The sequence below is a fragment of the uncultured Murdochiella sp. genome, assembly GCF_902488755.1.
Lineage (GTDB): Bacteria > Bacillota > Clostridia > Tissierellales > Peptoniphilaceae > Murdochiella.
In genome coordinates this window covers 1-15,038 of record NZ_CABTXF010000030.1, presented here as the reverse complement: position 1 = coordinate 15,038, position 15,038 = coordinate 1, and the positions used below count along the sequence as shown (strand labels likewise).

General features: G+C 47.8%; 12 protein-coding genes. 7 read left to right on the top strand and 5 right to left on the bottom strand.

What is annotated here, in order from left to right; all coding sequences use genetic code 11:
* From RDL68_RS04395 to RDL68_RS04375, 5 genes are all read left to right on the top strand, one after another.
* The coding region (locus tag RDL68_RS04395; protein WP_308540466.1) for a BREX system ATP-binding domain-containing protein at nucleotides 1–1,089 on the top strand (1,089 nt) is incomplete at its 5' end.
* A 9-nt stretch (nucleotides 1,090–1,098) separates the two neighbouring features.
* Nucleotides 1,099–3,279 carry a DEAD/DEAH box helicase gene (locus tag RDL68_RS04390; protein WP_308540465.1) on the top strand — a complete coding sequence of 727 codons (2,181 nt, stop codon included), beginning with the start codon at nucleotides 1,099–1,101 and terminating at the stop codon, nucleotides 3,277–3,279.
* Nucleotides 3,279–3,989 (top strand): ATP-binding cassette domain-containing protein, encoded by a 711-nt coding sequence (locus tag RDL68_RS04385; protein WP_308540464.1) that lies wholly within the window; start codon nucleotides 3,279–3,281, stop codon nucleotides 3,987–3,989. Before RDL68_RS04390 ends, RDL68_RS04385 begins: the two co-directional genes overlap by 1 nt.
* Nucleotides 3,979–5,769 (top strand): hypothetical protein, encoded by a 1,791-nt coding sequence (locus tag RDL68_RS04380; RefSeq protein WP_308540463.1) that lies wholly within the window; start codon nucleotides 3,979–3,981, stop codon nucleotides 5,767–5,769. Before RDL68_RS04385 ends, RDL68_RS04380 begins: the two co-directional genes overlap by 11 nt.
* Nucleotides 5,770–5,897: 128 nt before the next feature.
* Nucleotides 5,898–6,446 carry a TetR/AcrR family transcriptional regulator gene (locus RDL68_RS04375; RefSeq protein ID WP_308540462.1) on the top strand — a complete coding sequence of 183 codons (549 nt, stop codon included), beginning with the start codon at nucleotides 5,898–5,900 and terminating at the stop codon, nucleotides 6,444–6,446.
* An 88-nt stretch (nucleotides 6,447–6,534) separates the two neighbouring features.
* Here the strand turns inward: RDL68_RS04375 and RDL68_RS04370 are convergent, their stop codons facing one another.
* From RDL68_RS04370 to RDL68_RS04350, 5 genes are all read right to left on the bottom strand, one after another.
* Nucleotides 6,535–8,148: an ABC transporter ATP-binding protein gene (locus RDL68_RS04370; RefSeq protein ID WP_308540461.1), complete on the bottom strand. Its 1,614-nt coding sequence runs from the start codon at nucleotides 8,146–8,148 to the stop codon at nucleotides 6,535–6,537.
* A gap of 10 nt (nucleotides 8,149–8,158) precedes the next feature.
* Nucleotides 8,159–8,716, bottom strand: coding sequence for a hypothetical protein (locus tag RDL68_RS04365; RefSeq protein ID WP_308540460.1), 558 nt, complete (start codon nucleotides 8,714–8,716; stop codon nucleotides 8,159–8,161).
* 60 nt (nucleotides 8,717–8,776) lie between these two features.
* Entirely contained in the window at nucleotides 8,777–9,754 is a 978-nt protein-coding gene (locus RDL68_RS04360; protein WP_308540459.1) for a hypothetical protein, read from the bottom strand.
* Nucleotides 9,754–11,004: a tyrosine--tRNA ligase gene (tyrS, locus tag RDL68_RS04355; protein WP_308540458.1), complete on the bottom strand. Its 1,251-nt coding sequence runs from the start codon at nucleotides 11,002–11,004 to the stop codon at nucleotides 9,754–9,756. Before tyrS ends, RDL68_RS04360 begins: the two co-directional genes overlap by 1 nt.
* Before the next feature lie 118 nt (nucleotides 11,005–11,122).
* Complete coding sequence (locus RDL68_RS04350; RefSeq protein WP_308540457.1) at nucleotides 11,123–12,322, bottom strand: MFS transporter; 1,200 nt, start codon at nucleotides 12,320–12,322, stop codon at nucleotides 11,123–11,125.
* A gap of 228 nt (nucleotides 12,323–12,550) precedes the next feature.
* Here RDL68_RS04350 and metG point away from each other — a divergent pair, with 228 nt between their 5' ends.
* Both metG and RDL68_RS04340 read left to right on the top strand, forming a co-directional pair.
* Nucleotides 12,551–14,209: a methionine--tRNA ligase gene (gene metG, locus RDL68_RS04345; protein ID WP_308540456.1), complete on the top strand. Its 1,659-nt coding sequence runs from the start codon at nucleotides 12,551–12,553 to the stop codon at nucleotides 14,207–14,209.
* Nucleotides 14,202–15,038: TatD family hydrolase (locus RDL68_RS04340; RefSeq protein ID WP_308540455.1), on the top strand; the 837-nt coding region annotated here is incomplete at its 3' end. The genes metG and RDL68_RS04340, both read left to right, overlap by 8 nt.

Below are 15,038 nucleotides of genomic sequence, written 5' to 3'. Positions count from 1 at the left end.
TTTTCAAGCAGAAGGCGGCATACGATTGAACAGCTGGCATGCTCGATGAACATGGTAAGTGCGACGGTGGATTTGACACCCACGCGACGTTTTCATGCCACCGATGGCAAGGGCGTTGCGCTCTACCAGGAAATAATGAAACGCCTGAAAACGCAGGATGCCCCTTCGGGAAATGCGCTTTCCGCTATGCTGGATCGCTGGTATGCCGAAGAGGGAAAAGAGAAAGCACAAGTCGGCGAGCATCTCTTTTCCCAATTGGCGACGTTTGCCGATGGCGGATTGCGCTTTGCGCTCACGCGCGTACTGATGCTCTACATGGAAGCCATGGCAGCAGGCGATGCGATGAAAAAAGCGATGGCGCTTCGCTGGCTCGGTGGGCATATCCCAACCAAAACCGAAGCCAAACGCACGCTGGGTATCGGAGAAATTATAACGGACGACAATTGGACCGAGGTGTTGCTCAATTGGAGCGAGTTGTTTCGTTTATTCGGCTATCGCGGTCTGGTCGTTAATTTTGATGAATGTGTCAATCTCTATAAATTGCCACGCAGCATGACGCGCGAACAAAACTATGAACGCATTCTGAACCTGTATAACGAGACGAAAAGCGGAAACACGTCCGGTTTATGGATAAATCTGGCAGCCACCCGAAAAACGGTTTTTGATGAACGACGGGGCATGGCAAGCTACGGCGCGTTAAAGGGACGTTTTGGCATTGCGCGAGAAGATTTGAGCGATTTAGTGGATACGACGGCGACGGTGCAAATGCTGAAACCGCTCACACCGGAGGAAATTTATACTTTGCTGGAAAAATTGCAGACGATTTTTGTTACCGCGTATGCTTATGCGGATGACCCCTTTACTGAGGAGCAAATTGCGCAGTTTATGCAGGCGGAACTCAATCGCCCCGGGGCAGCGGAATTTCTCACTCCTCGTGCGGTAATTAAAGATTTTCTGCAGCTTTTGCAATGGGCAAGACAGAATCCGTCCCTTTCGGCAGAAGAGCTGTTAATGCGCCGTTTTGGTTCGCTCGGTCGCGTGGAAAAAGATCCCGATGACCAAGAGGATGCCGACATAGAAATCCTGTAGGAGACGGCGATGTTTGCCTTTGGACGTCTTTCAGAGCCTATTCGTCAGTATATTTATGAACAGGGTTGGCAGGGGCTTCGCCCGATTCAGGAAGCGGCGATTCGCGTCGCAACGGAAACGGAGGATAATTTTATTCTTTCCGCACCCACGGCGGCAGGAAAAACAGAAGCCGCTCTTTTGCCGGCGCTCTCTCTCGTTTCGTGGTCCTCTCCGCCGGACGGCGTGCGCATCCTACTGATTTCGCCTTTGGTCGCGCTGATTAACGACCAGACGAATCGCCTTTGGAAGCTGTGCAAAGCGCTTTCGATTCCGATCACGGCATGGCACGGAGAAGCCAATATGGCGGCAAAACGCCGTTGTTTGGCAAATCCTTCCGGCATTGTCCTCATTACGCCGGAGTCCTTAGAAGCGATGTTTGCAACGCATCCGGAACGCATTTCGGCACTATTTTCCCGATTGGACTGGGTACTGGTGGACGAATGTCATCATTTTCTTTCCGGCGCGCGCGGCGTACAACTGCGCTCTCTTTTGATGCGTCTCGAACGACGAAGCGGTGCCAGGCCGCGCTATATCGGCATGAGTGCCACACTCGTAGAAGGCAATTATGAAGATGCCAAGCGCTTTTTCCCGTCGGGAAGAGAAACCCGTTTGGTATTGGATCGCACGAAGCGAACGATAGAAAGTACAACACAGATTTTTCCTGTCGTATGGGAGAAAGAGAAGGAGGAAAACTCCGCGCAATTCGCGTTGTATGATGCGCTGTTTTCGTATCTTAAAAAAGAAAACTTGCTGATTTTCCCCAACTCGCGCCGACGGGTAGAAGAAATTGCGCATGCTTTACAGGAGCGCGTTTCGCGAGAACAGGTCTTTTTGCGTGTTATGGCGCATCATGCCTCCATGGAAAAAAACTTGCGTGAAGAAGCGGAGCAGTGGGCGAAGGGTGGTTTTTCCCGCTTTGCGCTTTGCGCAACATCTACGTTGGAGCTGGGTATCGACATCGGCGCGGTAGATGCGGTCTGTCAGATTGATGCTCCGTTTTCTGCTGCCTCTTTGGCGCAGCGTCTCGGACGGAGCGGACGGGGAGAGATGGTTGAACCGCAAACGGGAAGGCATCTGCCGGAACCGGCACGTGTTCATCTCCTGACCACCGAGGACGAAGCTTTGTTGCAAGCGGTGACGGCACTGGTCATGGTCGAAGAGGGAACTTTGGAGCCGGTTCAACCTCTTTCGCATCCCTACGACGTGTTTGCGCACCAGGTGCTGTCGATGGCTTTGGAAGGAAGCGAACTTTCTTATACCGATTTGTACGCTCTTTCCCAATGGCAGGTTTTTTCGTTCTTATCGAACGAAGATATAGAGGCGATTGTAGAACATCTTCTTGCCGAGGATTTTCTGGAGCGCAGCGAAGGAGAAGGCGAAGAGGTGTTTTTAGGTCTTGCAGGTGAGCGCATAGCCACACGTCGTGATTTCTATGCGCAATTTCAAACGCCGCTTGATTTTCGCGTGGTGGCAGGTAAAGAGCGTATCGGTATGATTCCGCTAACGCCGCAGACCATGGAAGGAGCACATCTTTTGCTTGCCGGACGTGTGTGGAAAATAGAAACGATAGAGGAAAAGGCACGAAAAATATACGTCGTGCCGGCAAAAAAAGGGCGCGCGCCCCTTTTTTCCGGCAATGCCTATGAAGTTTCTGCTTTGCTGCGTCGGCGAATGCTGGACGTTTTGTACCATCCGCCCGAATCGGTTTTACACAACCGCGAAGCCGCAGATGCTTTCTTGCGTCTGCGCGGTCGTTGGTCGCCTTCTTCCATGATACAATGGGAAGAAAGTCAGGCATTTGAACCCGTATTAACGCTATTTTTAGGAACCCGTGCGGAACGCACACTTTTTTTGTTGCTGCGCGCTCTTTGTGAAACATCGAATCCTGCCCTATATTGGGACGGACGACACGGACGACTGTACGGGGAAGCATTAAAAGGAGCACTCGTTCGTCTGCGTTATGCGTATCGCAAAGAGGGCGATGCGCTGCTGCATCGTATTCCGGCATATTTGCAAGCGGATTCCGCCATGCTTTCCCGAATGCTCGGTGAAGTAAAATATGCGTTTTTGTTGCCGGAAGCGTATCGTATTCGCTATGTCTGTGAAAATTTGTGTCTTTCGTCTTTAGCCCCGATTATGGAGGAGTGGTAATGCGTTTACATGTTGAAGGATTGAAAAAGTCTTTTGGAGATAAACACGTGCTTTGTGAAGCAAGCGCTGTTTTTGAACAAGGTACGGTATATGCCCTTTTAGGGCGAAACGGTGCCGGAAAAACGACCCTCTTTTCGCTCATCGCCGGAGAACGAACGAAAGACGGCGGTCGCGTGATGCTGGAAGAAAATGGAGAAATGCAGCCGTTGCTTCCGGAGGATGCGTTTTTCATGGTCTCTGAACCGACCTTGCCGAATTTTCTTACCGGTCGGGAACTGTTGCAATTCTTTGTGGAAGCCAATGCGGAAAAGATAGGACGCAAGATTGATCTGAATGCGTATTTTTCGCAGATTGATTTTGCTCCGGATGATCTGGATCGGCTCATTCAAAGCTATTCCACGGGAATGAAAAATAAACTGCAGATGCTCATGTTCATGATTTTACGTCCTCGTGTGATTTTGATGGATGAACCGTTGACCTCCTTGGACGTGGTCGTGCAACATGAGATGAAGGAGTGGATTCGCCTCATCCGCCGCGATCACATCATTCTGTTTTCCACCCACATTTTGCAACTGGCAAAAGACCTTTGCGACAAGGTCGTGCTGTTGAAAAAGGGAACGCTCGTTACTGTGGAAGAGGACTTGCACGAGGCGGATATGGAGAATCGCGTAATTTGCCTGTTGACGGAAGAGGATGCACATGAACAGTAAACGCCTCTGGAAAGACATGCGTCTTGTCACCTTAATTAGCTGGTACAGCCTTGTCAACGGTTTGGTTGCCATGGTGCGTCGGATACCGCTGATTGGATCCTTGTTGGGCGATCACTATCGTTTTGCCGTTTTCAAATCGATCAGCCGGATGCTTAGCCCGTTGGTCATGCTGATTTTGGAGCTGCTAAAAACGGCGGCGAGTTCTCTTTTGTGTTTATATGTGTCGTATGGCATTCTTACCGCGCTTCGTTTTCTCGGGCTCGGTCTGGTGCCGCTTGACGCAGATGTTTCGCTTTTTACCTATACGATTTCGACCGGTGCGTATATCGTGCTCTATCTATTTTCCGGTTGGGGAAGTTCGCGCGTCGTTTCCGAAGGCGATACGCTCTATGCGTGGCAGCGTTATTATCATCTGGATCTGCATCGCAGTGTCGTGCTGCTCAATATCGTCCGACCTGGGGCGCATTGTCTTTCCCGCTGTTTAGTTTGGAGCCTGCTGTTTTCCGTTTACGTTTCTGTTTGGTCCATCGCGGATGTCGTCGGTTGGAGCCTTGCGGTTTTACTCCTTGAATGGGCATTCGCACAGCACAACTATGAAAAGAAAATTCGAGAGCAATCGATGCCGGAGAAGAAGAAACCGCTCTTGGATGCGGTTATCCGCATATCGTTAGCCATGGGAATGGTTGCCGCGCTTTCGGCATGGAATAGTACGCCCTCCTATTTTGGGTGGCTGCTTAGCGCGGGTTTGCTGTATCCGGCTGTTCGTTCGGTGCGTTATTTTTGGCAGAAAACGGATTATTCCCGTCTGATGGAGGTAAGCGGCGACTTGCACTATTCGCTTTCTGACTTTTCCGCCAATATAAAAAACGATGTTTTCCTTAAAGAAGAAGACCTGCAAAACGGAATGTCACCCTCTATGCAAGAAACGCCCTTACATGGCGAAGCGAAGGAGGCGGCAGAGATGGCGGAAGACGACACTCTTGCCGAGGATTCGTTGTTCAATGCCGATTTGACTTTCACAGAGAACAGGAAGAGCGCATCGGGAATCTTTCGAAAATCGGCATATACGGCGAAAAAAAGCGGTTATGCCTATCTGAACGCTTTATTTTTTATGCGTCACAAGCGCATCATTGAACGCCCGATTTGGATTCGTACCGGCATGGGTTTGGTTTTGGGTCTGACATTCACTTGCCTTAGTATGTTCTTCTCCGAGGCTATTAAAGCGGATGGGTCTTCGTCGTCTTTGGTGTATTTTCTGCCGACCGTTATGTACATGCTCTGTGCCCATCCTCGCTTGACGAAAGCGATGTATGTGAATTGTGATAAGAGCCTCTTGCATTACAGTTTTTACAAAGAAGAACATGCCTTGCTGGAAATGTTCCGTCTGCGCATGATAAGTTTGTGGAAGCTGATGGCTTTGCCGACGTTGTTGGTGCTCGTTCTGGTTTTCGTTAATGGGTTGATTCTTCGTTTTTCTACCGAAATGCTTGTTGTGGCGATGCTCTTGACAATCATGAACGGGGCGTTTTTTACCATCTATCCGCTGTTTCTCTACTATGTTTTTCAGCCCTACAATTCGGAAGGCGTGATCACCTCGTTTGTGCCTTCCCTTCTCAATACCGCACTCTATCTCTTCTGCTTCTTTGGGGCGCCCCGTCTGGGAAATAGTATCTCGCCGATGACATTTTCTCTTCTTTCCGTCGGAGCATTTGCCTTATTCTTGCCCTTTGCGCTGTTTCTGATTCGTCGATGCGGTCCGAAGGCTATGCGTAAAGAATAAGAAGGGACTGGGTGTTTTTCTTTTTGTGGCACATTGAAAGAGAATAAAGAAGAGGGAGTTTCGTTTCCGTGAAAGTGTGCAAAGAGAGGTATTGCGCCTCACGGGCGCATGGGAAAAGAGGAAAAACTATGGCAAAATATACGACAAAACTTATTATGTCTACCTTTCGAGAGATGCTGGAAGAAATGCCTTTTGACAAAATCACCGTCTCCGCATTGGTGAAACGCGCCGAGATCAGCCCAAATACGTTTTACTATCATTATCAGGATATTTATGCGCTATTGGACGCCTGGTTTACAGAACGGGTGAAGGAATTTGCAACCGGAGAAACCCTATTGGAATGGGAAAGTGTTACGAAAGACGCGCTTCGTGCTTGCAAGGCGCATTCACGGACGGTTTATCATGTTTTTAACGGTCTTTCTCGTGATCAGTTGGAACGCTATATTTTCTCGTTGACCAATGATGTGTTTTCTCGTGTGGTGAGCCAAGCTGCAGGAAATCGACCGATTACCGAAGACAATTTGCGCAGTATCGCTTCGTTTTGTCGGTATGCCTACATTGGCTTTGTGATGCAGTTTTTTTGGAATCATATGGAAGACGATATTGATGAAGGGGTAGAACGTTTAGGCTTGCTTTTTGACTGCTTCCTGCAGAGCGCATTAGAGAAGGCGGAATGAAGTCCGGCATACAACGGGGATGCCCGTTATAACAGTTGCGTTTGTCCATAAAATGCATTGAGTTTTGATGAGATGGGGGTGGTGTGGGTTATTTACACGAAACCATCTGCCCATTTTCAATGCGAATGACATGTTGGTAATTCTCATCTTTTTCCTCGCTACGATGGGACACGACAATAACGGTCACATCCTGTAGAGAAAAAACACACTGTTCAATCTGCTCTAATGCGTGTTTGTCTAAATTCGAGGTGTATTCATCTAAAAGGATAAATGGTGTTTTTCGAAGTAAGGCACGTGCTAACGCTAAACGTTGCTTTTCACCGCCGGATAGATTGCTTCCGTTTTCAAAGAGGACGGTTTGCAGACCATCTTCTAAGTGAAGAACATATTCCAACAGGCCAACCTGGGCTAACGCCTGTTTGACTTCCTCTGTATCGAACGGTTCAAATAAGGTTATATTATTCAAAATCGTATCCTTAAAGAGGAAGGGTGTTTGCTCGATAAGGCAAATATTCTTTGCTATGTTTTTGCCACTGATTCGTTTCCGTTCCATATTGTTATACAGAATTTTTCCGGTGTATTTTTTCTCTAAACCGGAGAGTAAATTGAGCAACGTCGTTTTTCCTGCGCCGCTTTCTCCAACGATAAGATATTTTTGATTGTGCTCAAACTGGTAAGAGACGGCTTTCAGTATGCTCTTCTTCTCGTAAGCAAAGGAAACATCGACCAACTGAATCGTGTGCAAGGCTATGGGCGGTTCATCAGTTGGCTCTTCCGCCATTTCCTGATTTAAGATTTTTTCTATACGAAAAAGCGCAGTCTGCGCTGCCTTTATCTTTGCCAAGTCATCCACTAAATACAAAGAAGGACCACTAATATAGGAAACGACATTCGTAATCGCCACGATAATGGATAAGCGTATGCTTCCTATCATCAGTAAATATCCACCAACGAGAAAAATTCCCAAATACGCTATTTTATTGAAAACATACGAAAAGGAATTGACGAAAGAGCTTAAAAACTCCTTTTCCTTCCATTTTGTTTCCACCTCATGTACGATTTTTCCATAATTCCTTGTCAACTGAGGTTCAATATGAAATAGTTTAGTCGTCGTATAGGAAGCAAGGTAGTCCTTCAGGGTCGCAATATGCCGCTCTTGTCCTATGGTATATTCTTCTCCGCAGTGCTCTAATTTTTTACCAAAAGCAATAGGAATAAAAGCCTGCAAAAAAGAAGTGAGCAGAATAAACAAACCTATCTGCCAACTGTAGTAAAAAACGATAAGAGTCGCAAAGAACATGCGCATAAAATCTTCCATCATATCCATGATCGTATAAAGCACTTCACGCAGAACTTCTACGTCATTTTCGATAACGGAAAGATAGGTTGATGATTTATCATGAAAAACATCTTTGTCTTGCCACATCATTTTTTGAAAGAGACGCTGTTTCAAGCGAGAGATGCTCTTTTGAATCAGCGTAAAATGTATTTTTGCATCAAAAACATTAATGAGGAAATCGACGAGGATGTAAACGCCGAAATACATAATATATTTTGGCAGTTGCGTTAACGATCCGCCCATCGCGAAATCGATGATACTGGCAATAATCGTCATGACCGCAACAGAACTCAGAGCACGCAAAGGCATTAAAACCAGAAAAAGCAAAAATTCTTTTTTTTCTTTGATGATATAACGTAGCATAATTATTTCCTCATGCGTCACAACTGTCCGATGTTTGCTTCAGACTATCCGCCAAATCCCCCTCATCGTCTTCATCGGTTCGAAGATAAGCGACCAGAAACGCCATCTCTTGGGAAAGATAATACCATGGAATGACAACTTTAAGCCAAAAGAGGTCGTCTGGGTAGAAGCTGTAAATATAGAAAGGTATATGATCAAATGTTTTCTTTATATAAGCGCAGAGAAACATATACCCTTCTAAAACAAGGCAGCAAACCAACAAAACCACACAGCTTTTTACGAGACGTGGGAGGAATGTGGAAAAGGAATAGAATGGCACATTATAGTTGGGTAGCTCAATGCGGCAGGTGAAAAAGACGAGACCGAATCCATAAAAAAGGAGAAGATCCACGAATACAAGGAGACAAAAAACAATATCCGCAATATTTTGATGAATCTTTAAGGTGCTACTCAGAAAGCAGTAAAATTGTTTGTTAAGAACACTGAATAGAGTCGATCCATAAACCAACCCAAGTATCCAAAGGGCGAGGAACAATCCCCATCGCATCCATAAAAAAACCTTCTTCATGATCGACCTCCTTATTGGACAATGCATAAAGTTTGTCGCTGTAGAAAGGCTGCACCGGACTCATTTTCCGCCAACCAAACGCCACAAGAGACGAAGCAGCAGCAAATAGCAAAGTATCGTCGCCAGTAAAACGGCGATGAGTGAGACCCACGGCATAAGCAGATGTACTACAGAGATATACGGCACAAGGGAATTTGCACGCTGCAGGGCCAATGCAGAGATGGCGAACGGAAAAGCGGAGAGCAGAAGGTCGGCGGAAAAAGGTTTGACAAAAAGGAAAAATATGCGCCAAACCGACACGCCCCACAGCACAATCGTCGCTCCGAATAACAAGAAAAACAGAGGAGTGGCGTTGGAAAAAAGCAGCGAATACGCAGCAAGAAGAATGCCAACCGGTGCCAAAAGTGTGATGTCCAGCTGTTTCGAAGCATACTTGTTTTTTTTGACGGCGATCGCCTTGTCGGCAACCAAACCGCTTGTATTACTGGTTTCGGTTCTCCGTTCTTTTTTTTGCTCCGAAAGGTGCTGACGGAGAAGTAGGGTGTAGAGACCAAGCGCGGCGATTAACCCGACAGCGAAGAAGATTCTGCCGAAGGCAATCAGATCAAAAGCGGCAGCTGTATCGCCAATCGCTGCCATGCCGACAAAGTACAGTAAAGAGGCCGGCTGTAAGGCGATCTTTCCGCGCTCACGAAGAAAGCGAAAGAGGGTGAAAAGCGTCAGTATCCCATGCGCGATCAAAGCGACCCAAAAGAGCTTTTTCGCGCTGTAGCCAACGAAATAGTCTTCTGCATAGGGCGCAAGATACAGCAAGGCGAGGGAAAAATAGGCAAACACCGAAAATCCAACACGGTCTTGCATTTCGCCTGCAAAATGGGTCGGGTCGACAAAGGATTGGATAATAAAGGCGATGCCGCAAACCATGGCAATCCCTCCACAAAGTGTGCGCAATTCAGGACGATACATTCCCAGCGCATCCCCTAAAACGGCAAAAGCGGCGACCAAACTCAGCGTGGTAAGCGGAAGACGACGTTTCATCAGTTTTCCTCATCCAGCAACAAGCGCAAATAGATTTTTTTGCCCTTCTTGACGGTGATGCCTTTTTCGAGAGAAGAACGCGATATTTCGGTCGCGATATCGGTGACTTTGGTATCGTCCACCGCAATGCCACCCTGCTGCACCAGACGGCGTGCTTCGCCGTTCGATTTGGTGAGTTCGGCAAGCGTCAGCAGATTCAAAATACCAATGGAATCTCCGGAAAACGCGATACGCTTTTCCGGCATGTGTTCATGATCCACACCGACGCCAAAGAGCGCTTTAGACGCCGCAAGTGCCTCATCCGCTTTCTCTTTGCCATGCACGATGCGCGTCACTTCATACGCCAGACGTTCTTTGCCCTGATTGATGCGCTCATCCGTATAACTGCCCAGTTGCTCGCATTCCGCCTTGGGAAGGAACGTCAGTTGCAACAGGAATTTCGTCACGTCACGGTCATCCACATTGCGCATATACTGGAACAATTCATAGGGAGAAGTTTTGTTCTCATCGAGCCAGACTGCTCCCTTCATGGATTTGCCCATTTTTACGCCGTCTGCTGTGGTAAGCAGCTTAAACGTCATTCCGTATACTTCGGCATTTTCCGCCTTGCGCACCAAATCTACGCCACCAATGATGTTTGCCCATTGATCCGATCCGCCAAATTGCAAACGGCAGCCTTCGCGACGGTACAATTCCAAAAAGTCATAGCTTTGCAGCAACATATAGGCGAACTCGAAAAAAGTAAGTCCGCCGGCGGAAAGACGGTTCTTGTACGCGTCCTTTTTAATCATCTCTCCCACATTGAAGTGGACACCCACATCGCGCATAAAACCCAGAAAATTCAAATCCAACAGCCAGTCACGGTTATTGACGACGATGGCGTTATCTTCTTGGAAGTCAATGAAGCGCGAAAGCTGATGATAAAAGCACTCCGCATTGTGGTTGATTTTCTCTTTGGTCATGACTGTGCGCATATCGCTGCGTCCGGACGGGTCGCCGATCATTGTGGTACCGCCGCCGAGAAGGGCAATGGGAATGTGTCCGTAGGCCTGCATACGCATAAGCACCATGATCTGAATGAAATGCCCAACCGTAAGGGAATCCGCCGTGGCATCAAAACCAATATAGAATTTGACCGGCCCCTTTTCCAAAAGCTGACGAAGGGCAGATTCATCCGTTGCATTATCAAAGTAGCCGCGGTCTTTTAATTCATCTAAAACGTTATCGTATTCTTTTTTGTACGCGAACATGATTTTCTCCTTTTCTCCTTGTTCTTATCATACGTCAGGGGAGGAATTTTGTCCCGTTTTTCGAAAAAAGAGGAGGGAGCATTGGTATCCGGCAAATCGAAACAAGGTTGCTCTACGCTCAACCTTCGCTATGCACTTGTGGTACAGCGGTTTGTTGAATGCCGGAAAGGGCGATCACCGTCCCGATGAGACTTAAGAGAACGGTTATTAGCAGCACCGAAGAAACCGGAAGATAGTGAAGGATAATGCCGCCAACAAGCGATCCGCCTGCTCCACCGAGGGACATAATAATCGTGACGACATTTTGCCCCTTGACGAGATCCTTTTTTTCTACCGTAGCAGCAGAGAAGTAACTGATGCCTGCCGTAAAAAAGGGGAAAGTGGCAAATTGAAAGAGTTGTGAAAGGTAGACCATAAAAACATTGGAGGCAAAAAACAGAATCACCGCTTTTATCGTAAAAACCACCGCTGCTGTTCCCATCAGAAAGCGATCAGAAACATGCTGCCGAAGATGCCCATAGCAGAACAGGGAAATGACCTCCATCAAAATGGCACAACTGACCGCCATACCTGCCTGCGTTGCTCCTCCGCCTACATTTTCCACCAGCAGTGCCAAATAGGTATTAATCACCATGTGTCCGGAAAATAGGAGTGTAAAGCCGATGACGAGGGGGATAAAAAACGGATACTTGCGATAAAAATGCTGTGTCGGCGGATCGACTACACCAACGGTGTTTTTATCGGGGCGGAGCCTGCCCACCGGCACCGGAGGCAGAAGAAAAATCACCAGACCGAAAAGCACCATGCTGACAAACAGCAGAAAAGGAAGTTGTGCCAAGGAATAGTGGTCAAAATATATGCCCGAAAGAAGGGCAGTCAGTCCGTAACCGGCAGAACCGATACCGCGAATCACACTGAATTGAATCGGATAACCGGCTTGCTCAAAGGCAACGGAAACCGCGTTAATCGGTCCTTGTATAGCCTGTGCCAAAAGGCTGAACACAAAAAAAACCAGCGGAACAAGAAGACCATGCACAGAGAAAAATGCCAAAGGAACCATGGCGAGTGCGGCAAGACCGGCGTGTGCCAGCAAAACGTGTTTCATGGTAATTCTTTTGGCGGAATCCGCTATTCTGCCGGTGAATAGTTGCAACCAGGCACTGAAAAAATTAGCCAAGCCGAAAATAATACCAGTATGCAGCGTCGTAAAACCGAGCGATTGCATATAAAGCACGGTGAATACGGTCATCATGCAAAAGCTGATGAAAAAGGTAAACTGTAAAAGGGCGTTTTTGAAAAACAGCGAACGCTTACGCATGGATACTCCTTTTTCGGTGTTTCAGCACATGCCGGGAAAATGCCGGTTTTTGTGCAAATGCCGATTCATTATAGCATGAATACGCCGGATCGCATTTCCTCGCTTTGCCATGGAAAACGAATCGGTGCTTTTCAATAAGAGATGTGGTCGGAGGCAGAGAGGGCAATCTCCTCGCAGGAAAGGGCTATGTTATAATGTGTCCAGTCGTTTCAAACGAAAGGAGCCACTATGTGTGATCATCACGAGAGCGAAAAAAAGCCGTTTTATATTACGGCACCGATTTACTATCCCAGCGCGAATTTGCATTTAGGCAATACATATACCTCTATTATTGCCGATGCGGTTAAGCGGTATAAAAAAGAACAGGGGTATGATGCCTATTACGTTACCGGTTCGGATGAACATGGCGAAAAACTGGCACGAATTGCCGAAGAAAAGCACGTTGCACCATTAGAATATATTGATCCCATCGTAGACTCTATCAAGGAATTGTGGGCGCTTTTAGATGTAGAGCCGGATGCGTTTGTGCGCTCGTCTTCTGCGCAGCACGAAAAAGATGTGCAGGAGTTGTTTCAGCGCCTTTATGACAAAGGAGCCATCTACAAAGGAAAGTATTCCGGCTACTACTGTACGCCGTGCGAAGAATTTTGGACGGAAGCGCAGCTTCAGGATGGAAAATGCCCCAGCTGTGGACGACCGGTAGAACATCGCGAAGAAGAAAGCTATTTCTTCCGTCTGTCGGAATATCAAGATCGCCTGCTGCAATATTACAAAGAACATCCGGAATTTATGCAACCGGAGAATCGCCAAAAAGAGATGATTGGCTCTTTCTTTAAGGATGGTCTCGAAGATTTATCGGTTTCTCGTAAGCGTCTAAAATGGGGTGTTCCGGTGCCTTTTGATCCGGAACACGTTATTTACGTTTGGGTGGATGCGCTTATTTGCTATCTCACCGGCATCGGCTTTGGCGAAGAGCAAGAAAAATTCCGGCACTATTGGCCTGCTGCCGTTCATTTTGTCGGGCGGGACATTATGCGTTTCCATTCCATTATCTGGCCCGCCGTGCTCATGGCACTCGACATGCCTCTTCCGGAGACGATTTTTGGGCATGGTTGGATCCTTTTTGATGATGACAAAATGTCAAAATCTAAGGGCAATGTTATCTATCCGGAGCCCCTGATTGCCGCGTACGGTCGGGATGCCCTGAAATATTTCGTGCTGCGTGAATTTAATTTCGGTTCGGACGGCAACTTTGCCATGCGTAAATTCCTGACCAGATTGAACGCGGATTTGGCGAATGATTTGGGGAATCTGCTTTCCCGCAGTGTGGCGATGGTGGAAAAATATAATGAAGGAATCGTGCCGGAGCCTACAGAAGCGCAAACGCCGGATGAGGAGTTGATTGCCATGCAGCAGGAGACTCCTAAAGCGTTGGAGCAGGCAATGGAACACTACGATTTCCAGCGTGGTCTTGAGGCAATCTGGAGTCTGATTCGCCGCACGAATAAATACATTGATGAAACGGAACCATGGGCATTGGCAAAAGATCCGGCAAAGAAAAAGCGCTTAGATACGGTTCTCTACCGTTTGCTCGATAGTTTGACGACAGTAGCCTCTCTTCTTGTTCCGTTCATGCCGGAAACCGCCCCCAAGATGTTTGCGCAGATCGGCTTCGACGGAAAGGGATTTTTACATGCCGGAGAAGTGAATCAATTACCGGTGGGAACGCGTGTACACAAGGGTGAACCACTCTTTCCCCGTTTGAAGATGGAAGAGGAGATAGAAAAGATTGCCGAGGCAAACAATCAACTGCTGGCAAGCCGCTTGGGACTGAGCCTTGAAGAGCTGCTTAAGCGTCAGCAGGAAAAGGCGGGGGATCGTGACTGAGAAAAACGAGAACGAGACAACAGAAATAAAGTCGTCGGTAGACTGTGCATCCATCTCTGATGAGGCGAAACAACCTTGGATTATCGATGCGCATTGCCATCTTGATGATGAGGCGTATGATGAACAGCGCGAGGACATTCTCGCACGTCTCGAAAGCGAAAGGGTTGAGGCGGTCATTAACCCCGGCTGCGACGAAGCGAGTTCCCTAAAGGCGGTCGCTCTGGCAAAGCAATACGAACGCCTTTTTGCCTGTATCGGCACCCATCCGCATGAAGCAGCGGGATACACGCCGGAATGGGAACAACGGATGCGCACGCTTGCCGAGGAGAAAAAAGTGGTTGCGATTGGAGAAATCGGGCTGGATTACCACTATGATTTCTCGCCGCGCAAAACGCAGCAAGTCGTATTCGAACGCCAGTTGGCGCTGGCGCAGGAGCTGCGTTTGCCGGTCGTCATCCACAGCCGCGAAGCGCGGGAAGACACGTTCGCTATTTTGAAAAATTTTGGTTCTTCCCTTCGTGCGTTAATGCACTCGTATAATGAAGAGCCGCAAGCGTGGGAGGAATTAGCCCATTTTGGCTATTTTCTTTCTCTCGGCGGCATGGTGACTTTTAAGAATGCCCATGCCCCGAAAGAACTGGCAAAAAGGGTTGCACGGGATCGTCTCCTTTTGGAAACAGACGGCCCGTATCTTGCGCCTGTTCCGCATCGCGGCAGACTGAATCTGCCGTGGTACGCGCATGGCACACTTGACGCGATTGCCGCACTGCGGGAAGAATCCGTAGTCGATTTAGCCAAGAGCATACGAAAGAACACCATCGCTTTCTTT

What these genes read in the sequence shown, in the direction of transcription:
- RDL68_RS04360 (WP_308540459.1), bottom strand. Translation starts at nt 9,754, where the DNA reads ATGAAACGTCGTCTTCCGCTTACCACGCTGAGTTTGGTCGCCGCTTTT.
- RDL68_RS04370 (WP_308540461.1), bottom strand. Translation starts at nt 8,148, where the DNA reads ATGCTACGTTATATCATCAAAGAAAAAAAAGAATTTTTGCTTTTTCTG.
- RDL68_RS04365 (WP_308540460.1), bottom strand. Translation starts at nt 8,716, where the DNA reads ATGAAGAAGGTTTTTTTATGGATGCGATGGGGATTGTTCCTCGCCCTT.
- RDL68_RS04375 (WP_308540462.1), top strand. Translation starts at nt 5,898, where the DNA reads ATGGCAAAATATACGACAAAACTTATTATGTCTACCTTTCGAGAGATG.
- RDL68_RS04385 (WP_308540464.1), top strand. Translation starts at nt 3,279, where the DNA reads ATGCGTTTACATGTTGAAGGATTGAAAAAGTCTTTTGGAGATAAACAC.
- metG (WP_308540456.1), top strand. Translation starts at nt 12,551, where the DNA reads ATGTGTGATCATCACGAGAGCGAAAAAAAGCCGTTTTATATTACGGCA.
- RDL68_RS04390 (WP_308540465.1), top strand. Translation starts at nt 1,099, where the DNA reads ATGTTTGCCTTTGGACGTCTTTCAGAGCCTATTCGTCAGTATATTTAT.
- RDL68_RS04380 (WP_308540463.1), top strand. Translation starts at nt 3,979, where the DNA reads ATGAACAGTAAACGCCTCTGGAAAGACATGCGTCTTGTCACCTTAATT.
- tyrS (WP_308540458.1), bottom strand. Translation starts at nt 11,004, where the DNA reads ATGTTCGCGTACAAAAAAGAATACGATAACGTTTTAGATGAATTAAAA.
- RDL68_RS04350 (WP_308540457.1), bottom strand. Translation starts at nt 12,322, where the DNA reads ATGCGTAAGCGTTCGCTGTTTTTCAAAAACGCCCTTTTACAGTTTACC.